This is a genomic window from Paenibacillus durus (assembly GCF_000756615.1).
GTDB classification, from domain to species: Bacteria; Bacillota; Bacilli; order Paenibacillales; family Paenibacillaceae; genus Paenibacillus_AQ; species Paenibacillus_AQ durus.
The window spans coordinates 2,834,147-2,849,550 of the sequence record NZ_CP009288.1 but is presented as its reverse complement, the minus strand read 5'-3'; the positions used below and the strand labels follow the sequence as shown (position 1 = coordinate 2,849,550).

Here is a 15,404-nt window from a genome sequence, read left to right as displayed (position 1 = left end):
GGGCTATTCACAATCAGGATTATCGTAGCGCATGCTCCGTCTTCGCCGCCAATTCGCAGCTGATATCCGCTTCGTCCAATCACTTTATTATTTTATAATAGGACTATACTATTAACTGCCAGTAAAGTCAGGGAATATTTTCCCAAAGAATAATTCGGGTAAGCTGATTATTAAGAACTAGGTCCAGTTTTAAAAAATACAAAAAACGGAAGAGGTCCGGGAGGCGGACTTCTTCCGTTTTAACTAAAGGGGTAACGCGAACAGGTTCTGTCCGCCGGGCGAGATGCTATGACTTATAATCCGTAATAGCGGGTCTTGTCCGGTTCGCTGCCGGAGTACTCCGTCTTCAGCTCATTCCGGAACGAACGCTCAATCTTGCGAACGTAAGACAGTCTGCGCACGTTCTTCATAATTTCCTCTGCACGATCCGTATTTACGTACATGACCGCGTAATGCATTTTCCGTGAAATGTAATGCAGGGTGCCGTATTTCTCCAAATTGCGCGCGGCTTTTACATCGCTGACCCAAATGATATAACCTGTGCGTTCCGCAATCATGCGCTCTTCCGCCTTTCTGTATGGGGCTTCCTTTCGGCGGATCAGCCGCAGGAGCATTTGCCTCCGCTGCCGCAGCCACCTTTAGGCAAAGGATCATTGCCGGGAACCTTGATGCTGTCCGAAACCGCAAAGGCAATCGTCTCCGACATGGAATGGAGCATATCGTCCAGCGCCTTCTCCGCCAGCTTGAAGCGGGCAACCTCCTCGAATAGATCCAGTTCGGCCTCCACCGCCGCAACCTCTTCCTTGGCAGTATGATAATTCGGATGGAAGTGGCCGAAACGCTGGGTTTCCTCGAACAGTTCTTTCTTGGTTCCGAGCTTTCTGATCAGGTTCTGGATATCGGAATTGGCGGCAACCCGCTCCTTCCAGTATAAATAATCCGCCACTTCAGCGGATTGATTAATCATATCGCCCAATTCATAGGCGTTCGTCAGCACTTCGGCCATATCGACCGTATTATATTCCGCTACGCTCATGAATTTCATCTCGACTTCCGTAATGAGTGTTCCACTATTTCGGTGGACTATCTCATCATACCACAACCGCCGCCCGGAGCAGAAGGGGGGACGGCGGGAAATGAAGGAACAACGAGCTGAATCTTGTCCCAATCCTCCTCGGAAAGCTCCCGTTCCTGCGAAGTCTCGCCGGATTGGCCGAGCAAATATCCGGATACCTTCCACGCCCCCGGCAAAATGCGGGAGGGAATAAATTCGCATGTCCGTTCTTCCATAGTCAGCCTTACCTTCGTCCCCCATTTCATTGCCTGTTCCATGATCAGACGGGCAGTTGAAGCATGGTATCGGCGCCTGTCTTTGATCCACATGGACGGGACATCCGCCGAATCCGGCCATAACTCCTTGGGTGACGCAAGCATTGGCGGCATCTCCGGCGGCAGGGCGGAAGCATAATCATCGCCATACCACAGCCCTGCGGCTGGATCGGATGGCAGCGCAAATTGAGTCTCGCTCTCTGCAGATGGAGGGCTGCTTAGACGGAATAATCCGCTATCGCTCGGCGCTTCATCGCTTCGGCTGGGCCGCCCTTCCAGCGGAGCCATACCGGCTGAAGCGAGCTCCTTGCGGACCAGGTTAGCCTGGTCACGGTTCACCCCGAAATGGCGGGGGCCGAGCCTTTCAAGGCTGCCCTGCAGCCTGGGATGCCCGGCAATCAAATCGGCATCCTGCTCGTTTCTGCAGGAGAGCACCAGCGTCTCTGCAAGCGACGTACGGCCGATGTCGCGGCTCCATTGGCCGAGAACGGCTCTGACCTCGCCAGGCAGACCGTTCTTTGCGCATCTATCCAGCCAGGTTATGATCTCCTGCGGCGACATCCCTCTACCGGATGCCCGCTCCAGCCGTTCCCTGGTCAGTCTGAAGCTCCACATGCAATCGCACTGAACCAGCTCAGCGAAACATGCCAGACTCCAGCGAAGCCTATAAGGCGTATCCTCCGGGACGAGCACCTCAAGATCCGGCTGTACAATAATCCGCTCCGCAGCCTGACCATCCTTCCTTACAGGCTTCTCCGCCGGCGGCTTCACGGAAGTCCAGCGGAAGCAAGGACTTTCGCCGGCCGTAACGCCGACTTCGCACCAGCCAAATCCGGCAAGGCCGTTCAGCCATGCAACGGATGCCTTCATAAGCGAGGCTCTATCCCCGGGCGCTGACAGCCCTTGAGCCTCCATCCAGCCGATCGTATCCTTCAGCGAATACCATTGGCCCGGAATATATTCCGGGCGAGCGATCAGACAGCGGAAATGCCGGTCGGCGGCCGTCCGGCGGCCGTATCGCCGGGAGACTGCATTCAGAAGCAGCGTAAACATCTCGCTGTCATCAAGACACAACCAATTCTCCACCGTGGGGACCGCAAGCGAAAAAGCCTGCTGACTCCGCTCAAGCAGCCCCAGATGAAGCAGCAGATCAATAGCCAGGATGGCAGGAAGAGGATAATCGTCCGGATACGGCGAGCGGAGGCCCATCTTCTGCAATTGCCCTTCGTTCAGCTGAAGCATAGCAGCGAGTAAGTTAACAAATTTTTTATGGACGGCCCCTTTGGCGGTCAGAGGCAGTCCTTCCTCCGCTGTAAACAGCAGTGCGCGGAACAGTTCTCCCGTAAGCCCAGAGCCCGCCTGGGCAGACAGATGAATCCCGTCTGAATTCAAGGCTGAAGGCGCTATAGGAAAAAAGTGATTCTGCGCAGCCTCCCATCTTCCAGACGGAATAAAGAACAGTCGCGAACCCTCAATTTTCCGTACCGCAACGAGCCACCCTTCTCTCCAAAGCTCCGAAAGCGCCAATCTGAATTCGGCACGGGTCATATCAAACGGACGAAGCGAATCTTCCTTCCCTTCCTGAAACGGATGGTCAGCATGCGCCGCGCAGATTCGTTTCAGCACTTTGCATGCATCGCCGGACAGCCTCTGAAGCTCCGCATTTATATCGCTGGTTCCTCGGTCATTCCTCGTCATTATGATCCTGAAGCCTCCTCACCGCGCGGATTCCCGCATTTCGGGTCTTCGAATTCCATCTCTGATTCTTCGCCGAACTTAGGCATCACGGTATACCCGTAGCCCTGCTCCGTCAAAAACAGCCGCCGGCGAAGCGCGAACTCCTGCTCTCTGCTGTCTTCTGTTACCAGCGTATAGAAGTATGCCCGGTTGTCTCCCCGTTTCGGGCGCAGCACCCGGCCCAGCCGCTGCGCTTCTTCCTGCCGGGAGCCGTACGCTCCCGACACCTCGATGGCAACCGAAGCATCCGGAAGATTGACCGCAAAATTGGCAACCTTGGATACGATCAGCACCGGCACAACGCCTTCATTGAATGCATTGTACAATTTAACCCGCTCCTGCTGCGGTGTCTTGCCGGTAATGACCGGCGCTTCCAAGATTGCGGCAAGCTCTGCAAGCTGGTCAAGATACTGGCCGATGACAAGTATGGACGCTCCCTTGTGCGCCTTGATGATCTTCGCCGCCATTTCAGTTTTGGCGGGATTGACTGAAGCTAGACGAAACTTCTCTTTTGCCGTCCCGTACAGATACCGCTTCTTCAGCTCCGGTTCCATCGGCACCGGAACCTCCAGACACTGTACGGCGGCGATCCAGCCCCGGCGCTCCAGCGTCTTCCAAGGGCAGTCATAGATTTTTGGACCGATCAGGGAAAAAACATCTCCCTCCCTCCCGTCTTCCCTGACCAGGGTAGCGGTAAGGCCAAGCCGGCGGGTAGCCTGAATTTCGGCTGTTGCCCGAAAGACCGGAGCAGGGAGCAGATGCACTTCATCATAGATGATCAGCCCCCAATTCCGTTCGTTGAAGAGCCCCATATGCTTGAACCCGTCACCTTTGGCAACGCGGTGCGTCAGCATTTGATAGGTGGCGACCGTAACCGGCCGTACTTGCCGCCGTTCGCCGGTATATTCACCGACGGATTCGGGAGCCAGATTGCTCCGCATCTTCAGCTCCTCGGTCCATTGTCGAACCGAGGTCGCATTGGACGTAAGGATCAGCGTCTCGCATCTTGAAGCCTCCAGCACGGCCAGACCAACGATTGTCTTGCCCGCGCCGCAGGGCAGAACGATAATCCCGCTGCCGCAGAAAGTCTCGAACCGTTCAGCCGCTTCCCGCTGGTAATCCCTCAGCGCAAAAGAGTCATCGGCTTTCTTCCAGCTGATATCCAGCGCTTCGCCCTGATGGTAACCGGCGCTGTCCAGTACCGGGTACCCGGCCCGCGCCAGCTCCTGCTTCAGCATTCCCCGGTGCGCGGCGTTTCCGGTCATTTCAAGCGGACCTGTTCTTTGAAATCCGCAGGCTGCCGCAGCCGTTCCCACCTCCGGCTCATTCAGAAGCTCTACGCTGTCGCCGCGCAGCAGCAGCCTCTCCGCTCCATCTGCCGAATGTAGAGTAAGTCTCCCATATCTGGACATCAGCAGCTTCATCTCTTCCGCAAGTCCGGAAGGCAGCCCGTGCCCGGACAACTGTCCAAGGCATTCCGTAATTCCGTCTGCCGAGGCTCCCAGCGCGGCCGCGTTCCACAGCGACAACGGAGTTATCCGGTATGTATGATAAAGCGGAGGACTCTTGACCAGCTCCGCGAACATCGGCAGACGGTCCCGGGCCGGTTCGAACTCCGGGTGGCTGCAATCCAGCAGCACTGTCCGGTCTCTGCGCACAAGACAAGGACCCTTATTAATCATATCCATCTCCTTCTTGCCAATCCTGTCTTCTCAATTTCGCTGCAACAGGAAAAAGCCCATCCCGGCAATCCGGGAATGAGCTTATAGATAAGAATAGTTCTAGTGCAGGCCATGCTGCTCGGAAATATCCGACAACGCGGATCCGGCATTGTCCGCAAAAATACCCCGCACCGCCATATCGCCGAGAGACACGACTCCAATCAGCTTCTTGCCGTCCGTAACCGGCAGGCGGCGAATTTGCTGCGAAGCCATCAATTCGGCAGCTTCATCGACTGAAGTGGATTGCGAGGCGCAGCGGATTCCTGTGGTCATTACTCTCTCCACCGATGTCGATCCCGAATGCTTCTCGGCATATCCACGGATGACAAGGTCGCGGTCGGTAACAACGCCGATGAGCGTATTGCCGTCGGAGAAATCAACGACAGGAATAAATCCGGTGTCATTGTCTCTCATTTTGACGGCCGCTTCATAAATATTGTCCTGCAGGGTTACCGTAACCGGGTTAGTGGTCATAACTTCCTGAACTGTTTTCTTCAATGAAGAACCCTCCTTTCGCTTTACGGATAACACAGCCGACAGCCGGCTTAAGCGCGAAGACGCATTGGCGCATCCGTATTACGCAAATAGGTTCTCCTGTTACCGCAAAATTATTCGGCCTTCGCTTCGTTCAGGCAGGAATCCGTCATGGCGATCAGCAGCTTGACTCCATACAGCATCGCTTCCTCGTCGAAATCGAATTTGGCGTGATGATGCGGATATGACGCGTTCTTTTCGGGATTTCCAGCCCCTACGAACATGAAGCAGCCGGGAATCTCATTTACATAATAGGCAAAATCCTCGGCAGGCATTTGCTTTTCGATCCGTTCAACCCGTACCGAACTGCCCAGTGCCGCAGGCGCTTCCCGGAAAAAGCGGGCCGCCTCACCTTCATCATTAATAAGCGGCGGATAGCCCATTAAATAATCCAGCTTCGATTCCGCGCCGTAGGCCGCGGGAACGGATGCCACCATTTCTTCGACTCTGCGTTTAAGCAGCTCCCGGGTCTCGGTATTGTATGCCCGAACCGTTCCGGTAATCCGGCACCGTTCCGCAACGACATTTTGCGCATATCCGCCCTGAATGGTGCCTACGCTTAGTACGGCCGGCTGCAGCGGGTCGACGAAGCGGCTGATAATGCTGTGAAGCTGCGTAACAAGCGCCGCTCCCGCCGCAATGCTGTCAATCGCCCGGTGCGGCATGCCGGCATGTCCTCCCTTGCCGATAATATCGATAAAGAATTCATCCGCCGACGCCATCAGCGGACCGGGTGCGCTTGCCACCGTTCCAACCGGCAGCGTGGTCCACAGATGCAGGCCGTACACGGCGTCGGCTCCTTCCAGCACCCCTTCACTAATCATGCCAAGCGCTCCGCCTGGGCATACCTCCTCCGCAGGCTGGAACAGGAACCGTACCTCACCGCGCAGTTCATTCCTGCGGCTGCTGTAATAACTCGCTGCAGCCAGCAGGATGGAGGTGTGCCCGTCATGCCCGCAAGCATGCATCACGCCGGATTTTTTTGAAGCATAGTCGCATTCCTTCTCGTCCTGGATTGGCAGAGCGTCCATATCCGCCCGAAGGACTACCGTCTTTCCCGGCTGTGCGCCTTTTAATATTCCAATAACGCCATAACCGGACTCGCTTCTCCTCACTTCGATCCCGAAGCTTTCCAATTTCCCTGCCACAAAAGCCGATGTCTCCCGTTCCTGGTACGACAGCTCCGGATGCTGATGCAAATAACGGCGCCACTCTACCATGTCCTGCTGCAGCATTTCTATCGGTTTTTGCTCCATATTATCCATTCCCTTCGCCTAATCCGCTCCCCAAAAGAAGAATCGCCCGTAAGGCTGTCTCCTGTTGCAGCGGCAGTATTCTTTTATTGTATCAGAAATGGCAGAAACGGGGTATTCCATCCCGCTTGCAGTCTTGCATAGCCCTGTCAAACATAATATCATGAGGTAGAATACGGTTATGGGCCACTGGATACCTTTATTAGATTTATTTCATAAGGGGGTTGGCACGCCAATGATTTTTGAGAATACGGGACTTGTAGGATTGCAAAGCAATCTTCAGTATCTGGACGAGAGCGCCGAAAAGGCTGGTTTCATCCGCTGGCAGTGGGAATATTACCGGGCTACCTATGACTGCAAAATCGAAGACGCTGCTGGGGGCGGGGATTACTTTCTGCGGATCAACACCCGCGCAGTCGAGGGCAAACTGGAGAAGCCGGACGCGGTACTTGCGATTGAAGCCGTTTACCTGGGCAAAGCAACCTTTCCCCACGGTCTGGAATACGAGTCAACCGTTCCACAGTCTGTGCTGGACATTGCCGGAGAACGGATCGTTGAATTAAAAACACTACTTGAGGCATGAATGGGATGAAGGAATGAAAGAAAACAACAATCGCCCAAGAAAGGGCACACCGGATTTTCAACTATTAATCTTGACGCTGCTGCTCGTGGGATTCGGCCTCATTATGGTCTTCAGTTCAAGTTCAGCCCTCACTTTGGTCAGCGAGAAATTCGGTCACGATCCGCTGTATTTTGTGAAAAAGCAGATCGTTTGGGTTCTGCTCGGAACCGTTGCCATGTTTGCGGCCATGAATATTCATTATAGCAAGTTCAAGAAGTGGTATGCGCCGCTGTTCGTAATCACCCTGGTTCTGCTTCTATTCGTGGCTACTACCGAGGGGATCAACGGGGCAAGCAGTTGGCTGAGCATTGGCGGACTCGGCATCCAGCCGACGGAGCTTGCCAAATTATCGATTATCCTGTATCTGGCCGCCCTGATTACCAAAAAAGGCGAACGTCTGCGCGATCTGCGGACAGGTTATATTCCGGTCATGGTTATCGTGGGCATCGTCGCGGGACTGATTATGCTCCAGCCCGATCTAGGCTCCTGCCTCATTCTCGTCGCCACAAGCGGGCTGGTTATTTTTACCGGAGGGGCAAGCCTCAAGCATATTCTGGGGTCCATCGTACTGCTCGTACTGGGTGTTGGTTTAGTCCTGGGCGGAAAAATGGTGATCGACTCGCTCTCTCCCCATTCGAAGCAGGCGGAGGCCAATCAGGATTACCGAAAAGGAAGGATCGAAGCGTTTATCGACCCGTCCAAAGATCCTGAAGGCGCCGGATTTAACATCCTTCAATCGTTGACTGCGCTTGGACAGGGAGGCTTGGGCGGTTCCGGTATCGGCAAAGGCGTGCAAAAGCTGCATTATCTGCCATACCCGTATACCGACTTTATATTCGCCGTCATCGGCGAGGAGCTCGGCTTTGCCGGTACGCTTCTGTTTCTGCTGGTTTATCTCTATTTTATCTGGAGGGGCATTCTCGTAGCGCTTAGGTGCAAGGACCCTTTCGGAACCTTGATCGGCATCGGAGTCATGGGACTTATCGCGATTCAGGCCTTTGTCAATATCGGCGGGGTCACAAAGACCATACCGCTGACCGGTGTTACGCTTCCATTTATCAGCTACGGCGGCTCTTCGCTTCTGGTCACAATGCTGTCGATGGGCATTATCCTTAACATTTCGCGGGAGAACGCCCGTCCAATGAAAGAAGAGCATACTAAATCGGTCAGAATCACCGGTCCAGTCTCCCGCTAGGCACCCGGTTATTCATCCGCGTATACAACAAAGGGTTTCTCCCTCATACCTGATGGTACGAAGGAGAAACCCTTTTTTAGTAACTTATTTACGAAAAACACGCGCATTCACAGGATCTGCTTACGAAATTTCATCGTTCTTGAAAGCAACGCCTTCCACCTTGACGTTCACCTCGACGACGCGCAGGCCTGTCATGCTCTCCACCGCTTCGCGAACGTTCTGCTGCAGCATCCGGCATACCTCATGAATCGGCGTTTCGTACAGCACGATAATCCGCAAATCTACCGCCGCCTCCAGCTGCCCTACTTCCACGGTTACGCCTTTTTGCACGTTTTTACCGCTAAGACGCTTGGCCCAGCCCTCAGACAACCCTCCCGACATGGCTGCGATTCCCGGAGTCTCCAAGGCAGCCATACCGGCAATTTTTGAGACTACGTCATTAGAGATTCGTATATTTCCCATTTCCAATTGAAGTTGTTCCGCCATGCCATTTCCCCCCTACATTCATTATCAATTATTGTAATTCCTAAACAGGCTAAAATGCAAATGAGTTATGCATGCTCGTTTACATACCGGAACAATTTGGGTATATTGAGTTACGTACATAAAAAGAAGATTGGAGTGTGCTTTACTTTGAAGAAATGGATTTCTCCTTCGCTGCTCGTTATCACCTTCGTACTTAGCGCCATCGGACATTACGCCAAGTGGGATCATACACTTCAATTCGTGCTGTCCGCCATCGCCGTAGTATTCGTAGCCGGATTTCTCGGCAGAGCCACAGAAAGCGTCGCCCATTACGCCGGTCAACGGCTGGGAGGCTTTCTTAACGCCACCTTCGGCAACGCCGCCGAACTGATTATCGCTTTTTTCCTTGTTAAAGAAGGGCTGTTCGACATGGTAAAAGCAAGTTTGACCGGGTCCATCATCGGCAACCTGCTGCTTGTGCTGGGACTGAGCATCTTCGCGGGCGGCTTGAAGTACAAGGTGCAGAATTTCAATGTTACACTGGCCGGGATGAACGGCTCGCTGATGATTGTAGGCGTTATCGCCTTGTTCGTTCCGGCCATGTTTCTAACTACCCATTCGATAACCGAAGGGGAGACGGATACGCTCAGCCTGGTTGTAGCCGGGGTTCTGATCGTAGCCTATATCGCCTGGCTGCTCTTCTCGATGATTACGCATAAACAATATTTGGACGACGTTACCGAAGACAATGAGGAAGAGCTGCCGAACGAGCATGAGCCCTTATGGTCAAAGGGCCAATCGATTCTGTACCTGATTCTCGCTACAGTAATGGTCGCTTTTGTCAGTGAATGGCTGGTCGGCACGCTGGAGAGCCTGACTGAACGTTTTGGACTCAGCGAGCTGTTCGTCGGTGCGTTCCTGGTTGCGATTATTGGTAACGCTGCGGAGCACAGCGCCGCCATTCTGCTCGCCACGAAGAACAAGATCGGCGCTGCTGTGGAGATTGCGGTCGGCAGCAGTCTGCAAATTGCCCTGTTCGTGGCGCCTGTGCTTATTTTCGCCAGTTATTTTATCGGCAATACCATGGATATTGTCTTCACCACCATCGAGCTGGTGGCGATCGCCGTTGCGGTCTTCATCGCCAGATCGATTACCCAGGACGGCGCGACCAACTGGTACGAAGGACTGCTGCTCCTCGGCGTATATATCATCCTCGGCGTTTCCTTCTACCTCGTGTAAGTCCAAACCAAAATCGCGCCTGGAATCCCAGGCGCGATTTGTTATTACGGGTTTGTCCGGTTGTATGACGAAAAAGATCCGTTCTATTGTTTCGCCTTCTCGTTCAGCGCTTCATATAATACCGCCAGTTCCCGTTCCAGCTTGCTTACAATTTCTCTGCCTGCAAGCTCGTGCAGGAGACCCGCTCTGACCGCAAAGTCGACCTCTCTGGAGAAGCCGTACATTTGGGTGTCCAGCACTTCCTCATAGAGAGGGCAGTAGCGAGTTGCCAGATTCTCCATCTGCACTTCGATGAGCTTCTGAATCTTATCGGCATCTTCTTGCAGAAGAGTGACTGCTAAGATGTTCAATTGTTCCTGCAATTCCGACGAAGTCATGCATCTTCCCCCCCATGTCCAAATTTACAGCTTCATCGCTATTATATTTAATATTAGTCGAAATCGGTTGCCAATACAAGAATGCAGTTCTCCAGTCAACATAAAAAGCCCTGCCGGAGCGGCAGAGCTTTTGCTGAGAACCCGTATTATTCTTCCACAACCATAAATTTCAAGTCGTGCTTGGCGAAGACTTCGCTCATCGCCTTCTTGGCTTCCTCGGCATCGCTTCCGTGTACGTGCAGTTCATAATTCTGACTGGATACCAGAGTTGTGAACAAACCGAGGATACTTTTTACGTCAATGTACTTGTTGTCAGCCTGAAGTACGATCGAGGAAGCGAACTTACTCGCTGTTTGAGCAATTTCCACGATGGCTGCATTGTTACTGTTACTGGACATGTGAATCCCTCCGCAACTAAATTTAAGAAATTATATGCTGTATAAACAATTCCATGATACATTGAAGCCGCTTACCGGTGCAAGGATTTATCTAATATTTGTCCGTCTATATCAAATGCTCCGGGTTAAGCGCTTCGAGTTCCGGAATGACGAACAGGCCGTCTTTGCGGATCAGTCTGTCATCGAAATAAATTTCCCCGCCGCCATATTCCGGACGCTGGATCAGCACAAGATCCCAATGAATGGAGGAACGGTTCCCGTTGTCGGTTACATCGTACGCTTGACCCGGCGTAAAATGAAGGCTGCCGGCGATTTTTTCATCGAACAGAATATCTTTCATCGGATGCAGAATATAAGGGTTGAAGCCGATGGCGAACTCGCCGATATGGCGCGCGCCTTCGTCCGAATCCAAAATTTCGTTAAGCCGGGCGGTATCACTGCTGGTTGCTTCGATAATTTTACCTTTTTCAAAAGTCAACTTGATGTTCTCAAACGTAATGCCGTTATACAAGGTTGGCGCGTTGTAGCTGATCGTGCCATTAACCGAATCGCGCACAGGAGCGCTGTATACTTCGCCGTCCGGAATGTTTCTGTGACCCGAGCATTTCTGGGCACCGATGCCTTTGATGGAGAAAGAGATATCCGTTCCGGGACCCGTGATCCGCACCTTGTCCGTATTGCTCATGAGTTCCGCAAGCGGGTCCTGGGCTTTATCCATTTTGGCGTAATCCAGATTGCAGACGTTGAAGTAAAAATCCTCAAAAGCTTCCGTGCTCGTATTGGCAAGCTGTGCCATACTGGAATTCGGATACCGCAGAACGACCCATTTCGTATGCTTCACCCGCTGCTCGCTATGTACCGGATGGAAATACAGCGAATTATACAGACGCATTTTCTCTTCCGGCACGTCCGACAAGTCGTTGACATTCTCGCCGGAGCGAATGCCGATATATGCCTGCATTTGCTTCATGCGGTTCAAATCAATTTCAGCCCAAGTACGCAGACTTTCATCAGTCGCAGTCATCAGCATGCTGCGCAGTACGGTACGGTCGATCAACTGCACAAACGCATGGCCTCCGGCCTTCCCGATTTCCTCTACAATCGCTTTAACCAGATCGCGTTCGCTGCCGACCATTTCGACCAGCACATTCTCTCCCGGTTGTACATCTACGGAATAACCGACCAGATTTGCGGCCAATTTCTGAATTCGGGGATCTTTCATCTCTTGTTCTTCCTTCCTTTTTGGTAAAAATAAGCATGCTATCTTATTGTAGCACGACCAGAAAGAAGCGGAAAGTGCGTCATCAAGCGAGGGCTTGTCACCGGTATCCGTAAAAATCAACCCTGGAAACAAGCGTTTCCCGGCGTGTCCTTCCATCGGAAGAAAGAAAGGTAATCGTCCGCTGTCTGGACAAGCTTTTGGGGAGATTTCGCCTTGCATCCACCTCGAGATGGTAAACGGTCGCCACCTTGGCGTCCCGAAGCCTCCGCTGCAGCTCTCCGTTCTCACGCTTCCACAGTGTCTCTAGTAGGGAAACCCCGGATACCGTCCTGTCGACCGGGCTGTTTTCGCTTGTGGAGGCCGCCCGGAGCGCGTTCATCTCCGTTTTGAGTTCAGCGGCCAACTGATCATGGGCCTGCTGCGGGTCCAGCTCTATTCTGAGCAGCCGCACTCTTCCTCCCGCCCCTGTTTCTCTCGTCACCGTTTTTTTCATTATTTTCAATTCCTCAAGCTGCCGGATCGGGTTCAGTCCCGGGAGCGGGCTGCCGCCTTGATATTCGTTCAGAGGCAGCTCCCTCCACTCTCCGCCGCTCTTCTCCAGTCTGCTGTAGAGACTCGGCCTTGCCGGCTGCTGCGTCAGATCGACTGAGAGTTCCTGAGACTTCGCCGAGTCGGGAAGCAGGTTATAGATACGGAGTGACTTATGGTTAATCAGCTCCCCGCCGTAATATAGCGATGCCTCGGGCAGCTGCCTGCCATCCACCAAGAGCGCTGCCTCTCCCTCAAATGTCACCCCGTCGGTTCCCGTCATCCCGGCTAAAGCCAGATTCAGCAGCTCATCGGCCGTCTTTCCGTTCTCCGGGCCGCAACCGCCGGCCAGACCGCAGCAGAATGCCAGCAGTACGGTGAACGTCCTCTTTGCAAGCAGTGTCATCATAGAGTCAAGACCCTCTTTTCACAGTTGTAGCTTTATCGTTTCCATGTTCAAAGAGCTTATGCAAAAAGGCTCCCAGAGCCGGGAATATCCCTCTTTAGGAGCCTTCTTGTCAGTTTCAGTGCTTCTATGCTATGTCTTGAGATCTATCACCACTTGGTTCCTGCCGTTGTTCTTCGCCTCATACAGTGCCATGTCCGCCCGGTAAAAGAGAGAATCCGCGCTTGCCCGGTCGTTGTCTGTTAAGTCCCACTCCGCAATACCGCAGGAGACGGTAACGGAAGGGCTCGTCTCTTCCTGAACCCGCTGCCGGATACGCTCCGCCACAACATAGGCCTGCTCTGCGTTTAGCTGCGGCAGGTAGAGCGCCAGCTCTTCGCCGCCCCACCTTGCCGCCAGATCTCCCTGACGGATCGACGCACATAAAATATCGCTCACCTGCTTCAGAATATGGTCGCCTTTTTGATGTCCGTAGGTATCGTTCACCAATTTGAAATTGTCAATATCGAAGACAACGAGAGTGCCGCAGAAATCGCAGTCCTGCATTTCCTTGATGGATTGATCGAGGTAATGTCTTGCATAGAGCCCGGTCAGCGAATCTCTGTTCGCAAGCCGGTGAACCTCCGCATGCAGAAGCGCATTGCCCACGGCGAGGCCGATTTGACCCGCCAGCGCTTGAAGCAGCCTGAAATTATCATAGGAAAAATAGTACGGGCGCCGGTGAGCCAGCATAATCGCTCCGCAAACTTCCCCGCCCACGCTTAGCGGAGTAGCGATAAGCGATTGTGACTCCGTAAAGTCCATTAGCTTCGACCTTGTACCCGACTGGTCATACTCGGTTAAAATGACCGGCTCCCCAAAGGAATATACCTTGCCTCCTATTCCCCTGCCGACTTCGATCATTTCATTGCTGAGGGCGGGGTGATTGCACAGAACCGCCTCAAGACCACCCTTGTCTTCGCTGTAGTGGAGAATGCAGCAGTAATCGGCCTCAAACATTTCGAGCAGTCCTTCAAATGCCGCTTCGAACGTTTCGCCCAGTTGAAGACTCTGATTCAGCCGTTCGGTCAACCCATTGCTCATCCGCAGTTCACGTATAAGCTGGTTGGAGCGCTCGTACAGCTTCGCATTCTCAAAGGCGGTTCCCGCAGTGCTTGCCACCATGGATAGAAAAGGCATGTCTATGTTATCCGTGTTCTGATGAGTTGGAACCTGCATCACCAGATGGAACACACCATATACGCCCTGCTTGCCGCCAAGAGGCAAGCCAATCTCTACAAGCTGCTGATCCTTGTTAGTGGTCCGCAGAGCCACTCGTCCGCTCTTAAACGCCTTCCCGCAGACTTCATCCTGGTTCCAGCAAAGCGGGAGCGGCTTCACCTGAGGATGCGCGCTGCGGTGATCCTGTGACATGTAGAGCGTAAGCTCGGCACCCGGATACATGGCCGAAATGCTGGCGATTACTTCAGTTAACACAGCGTCGACGTCGATGCTGTCATACATACGCTGCACAATCTGAAACAGCAGCGAACGGCGGCTGCTCTCACGTTCTTCGTGGATATGTACGCTTGCAAGATCGGTCACAAATATATATTCGAATTGCTTATAGAAGCACGTACTGAAATGCTTGGCCATTGCCTCGGCGGCATTACGCCCGCCTTTTGCGAACTGCTCCGCGGACATTGCGCACCCAAGCAGGGCAAAGATCTCCCCGTCAGACCTGGTTCTCACCGGCAATACGAAAAAAGCCTTTTCCATTCCGTCCTCATCAATATGGAGCGTGCACTCCCGGGCCGTTTGTAAACTGACAGCCGCGATCTGCTCCCATAAAGAGTTATCCGGCGCGCTTGCTCCGCCGCTGTCAGCCAGCCGCTTACCTGCATAATCAAATACGCACCATTTCCACGACTCTGTAAAAGACAGCGCGGCTTCCTTCTTGTACCATTCATGAAAACTGTCCGCAATCAAGCCTGAAGCATAAGGGAAATCATGCCGATTAATGTCCATTCTCCCAAGCCAATCGACGGGATCCTTGAAGCTGCGGGCCAACATCTGGCCGTTTCGTATCCGTTCATGGCTGTCCATCCAGCCTTTAGCGTTCTGTTCTGACATAAAGAAGGCCCCCCTTTGCATCCCGAATAAAAACCCGCCGCCGTTGCAATAAGACTATTTTACTCTTTTTCCACCCGTCCCGCATTAGTTTTTCAGATAAACCAGGAATTTTTTAGGTATAAAGAACCAAATACGAAAAATATCATAAACTTCGGTATGATTCCTTGACTTTGAATGACATTTTCATATAATATATATTGTTGAACAAGACTGTAATAAGTCTTCAATTGGGCGTAACGTTGTGTCACCCTCACGCTTTTCGTCTG

Annotated in this window: 15 protein-coding genes; 3 read left to right on the top strand and 12 right to left on the bottom strand. The window is 52.9% G+C overall.

Translation table 11 applies throughout. From position 1 onward, the window contains the following. Positions 1-293: 293 nt before the first annotated feature. From PDUR_RS12150 to PDUR_RS12125, 6 genes are all read right to left on the bottom strand, one after another. Positions 294-557, bottom strand: coding sequence for a YlbG family protein (locus PDUR_RS12150; RefSeq protein WP_042209310.1), 264 nt, complete (start codon positions 555-557; stop codon positions 294-296). 41 nt (positions 558-598) lie between these two features. Continuing rightward, complete coding sequence (locus PDUR_RS12145; protein WP_042209309.1) at positions 599-1,036, bottom strand: YlbF/YmcA family competence regulator; 438 nt, start codon at positions 1,034-1,036, stop codon at positions 599-601. Between the two features lie 47 nt (positions 1,037-1,083). Continuing rightward, on the bottom strand, positions 1,084-3,027 hold the full coding sequence (locus PDUR_RS12140) for a helicase-associated domain-containing protein (protein ID WP_042206497.1): 1,944 nt from the start codon (positions 3,025-3,027) through the stop codon (positions 1,084-1,086). After that, positions 3,027-4,748, bottom strand: coding sequence for a DNA repair helicase XPB (locus PDUR_RS12135; protein WP_042206496.1), 1,722 nt, complete (start codon positions 4,746-4,748; stop codon positions 3,027-3,029). Before PDUR_RS12135 ends, PDUR_RS12140 begins: the two co-directional genes overlap by 1 nt. Before the next feature lie 99 nt (positions 4,749-4,847). Further along, positions 4,848-5,261 (bottom strand): CBS domain-containing protein, encoded by a 414-nt coding sequence (locus tag PDUR_RS12130; protein WP_081949857.1) that lies wholly within the window; start codon positions 5,259-5,261, stop codon positions 4,848-4,850. 134 nt (positions 5,262-5,395) lie between these two features. Next, positions 5,396-6,577: an amidohydrolase gene (locus PDUR_RS12125; protein ID WP_407944299.1), complete on the bottom strand. Its 1,182-nt coding sequence runs from the start codon at positions 6,575-6,577 to the stop codon at positions 5,396-5,398. A 232-nt stretch (positions 6,578-6,809) separates the two neighbouring features. Here PDUR_RS12125 and PDUR_RS12120 point away from each other — a divergent pair, with 232 nt between their 5' ends. Beyond that, on the top strand, positions 6,810-7,157 hold the full coding sequence (locus PDUR_RS12120) for a YugN family protein (protein ID WP_042206493.1): 348 nt from the start codon (positions 6,810-6,812) through the stop codon (positions 7,155-7,157). Between the two features lie 13 nt (positions 7,158-7,170). Continuing rightward, positions 7,171-8,391: a putative lipid II flippase FtsW gene (ftsW, locus tag PDUR_RS12115; RefSeq protein ID WP_042209308.1), complete on the top strand. Its 1,221-nt coding sequence runs from the start codon at positions 7,171-7,173 to the stop codon at positions 8,389-8,391. Positions 8,392-8,511: 120 nt separating this feature from the next. Here ftsW and PDUR_RS12110 read toward each other — a convergent pair whose 3' ends face one another. Beyond that, on the bottom strand, positions 8,512-8,877 hold the full coding sequence (locus tag PDUR_RS12110) for an Asp23/Gls24 family envelope stress response protein (protein WP_025701447.1): 366 nt from the start codon (positions 8,875-8,877) through the stop codon (positions 8,512-8,514). A 147-nt stretch (positions 8,878-9,024) separates the two neighbouring features. Between PDUR_RS12110 and cax the strand changes: the two genes are divergently transcribed. Then, the gene (gene cax / locus PDUR_RS12105) at positions 9,025-10,095 is read left to right on the top strand and encodes a calcium/proton exchanger (RefSeq protein ID WP_042206492.1); all 1,071 of its coding nucleotides are present in this window, start codon (positions 9,025-9,027) and stop codon (positions 10,093-10,095) included. A gap of 83 nt (positions 10,096-10,178) precedes the next feature. Here cax and PDUR_RS12100 read toward each other — a convergent pair whose 3' ends face one another. The 5 genes from PDUR_RS12100 to PDUR_RS12080 form a co-directional block, all read right to left on the bottom strand. Beyond that, entirely contained in the window at positions 10,179-10,472 is a 294-nt protein-coding gene (locus PDUR_RS12100; protein WP_042206491.1) for an Fpa/YlaN family protein, read from the bottom strand. A gap of 146 nt (positions 10,473-10,618) precedes the next feature. Continuing rightward, positions 10,619-10,870: an HPr family phosphocarrier protein gene (locus PDUR_RS12095; RefSeq protein WP_042206490.1), complete on the bottom strand. Its 252-nt coding sequence runs from the start codon at positions 10,868-10,870 to the stop codon at positions 10,619-10,621. A 106-nt stretch (positions 10,871-10,976) separates the two neighbouring features. Next, complete coding sequence (locus tag PDUR_RS12090; protein WP_042206489.1) at positions 10,977-12,092, bottom strand: aminopeptidase; 1,116 nt, start codon at positions 12,090-12,092, stop codon at positions 10,977-10,979. 97 nt (positions 12,093-12,189) lie between these two features. Beyond that, on the bottom strand, positions 12,190-13,029 hold the full coding sequence (locus PDUR_RS12085; RefSeq protein ID WP_042206488.1) for a hypothetical protein: 840 nt from the start codon (positions 13,027-13,029) through the stop codon (positions 12,190-12,192). Positions 13,030-13,158: 129 nt separating this feature from the next. Next, a complete protein-coding gene (locus PDUR_RS12080) occupies positions 13,159-15,138 on the bottom strand; it encodes a sensor domain-containing diguanylate cyclase (RefSeq protein WP_052410198.1) in 1,980 nt (659 codons plus the stop codon). Positions 15,139-15,404 lie beyond the last annotated feature (266 nt).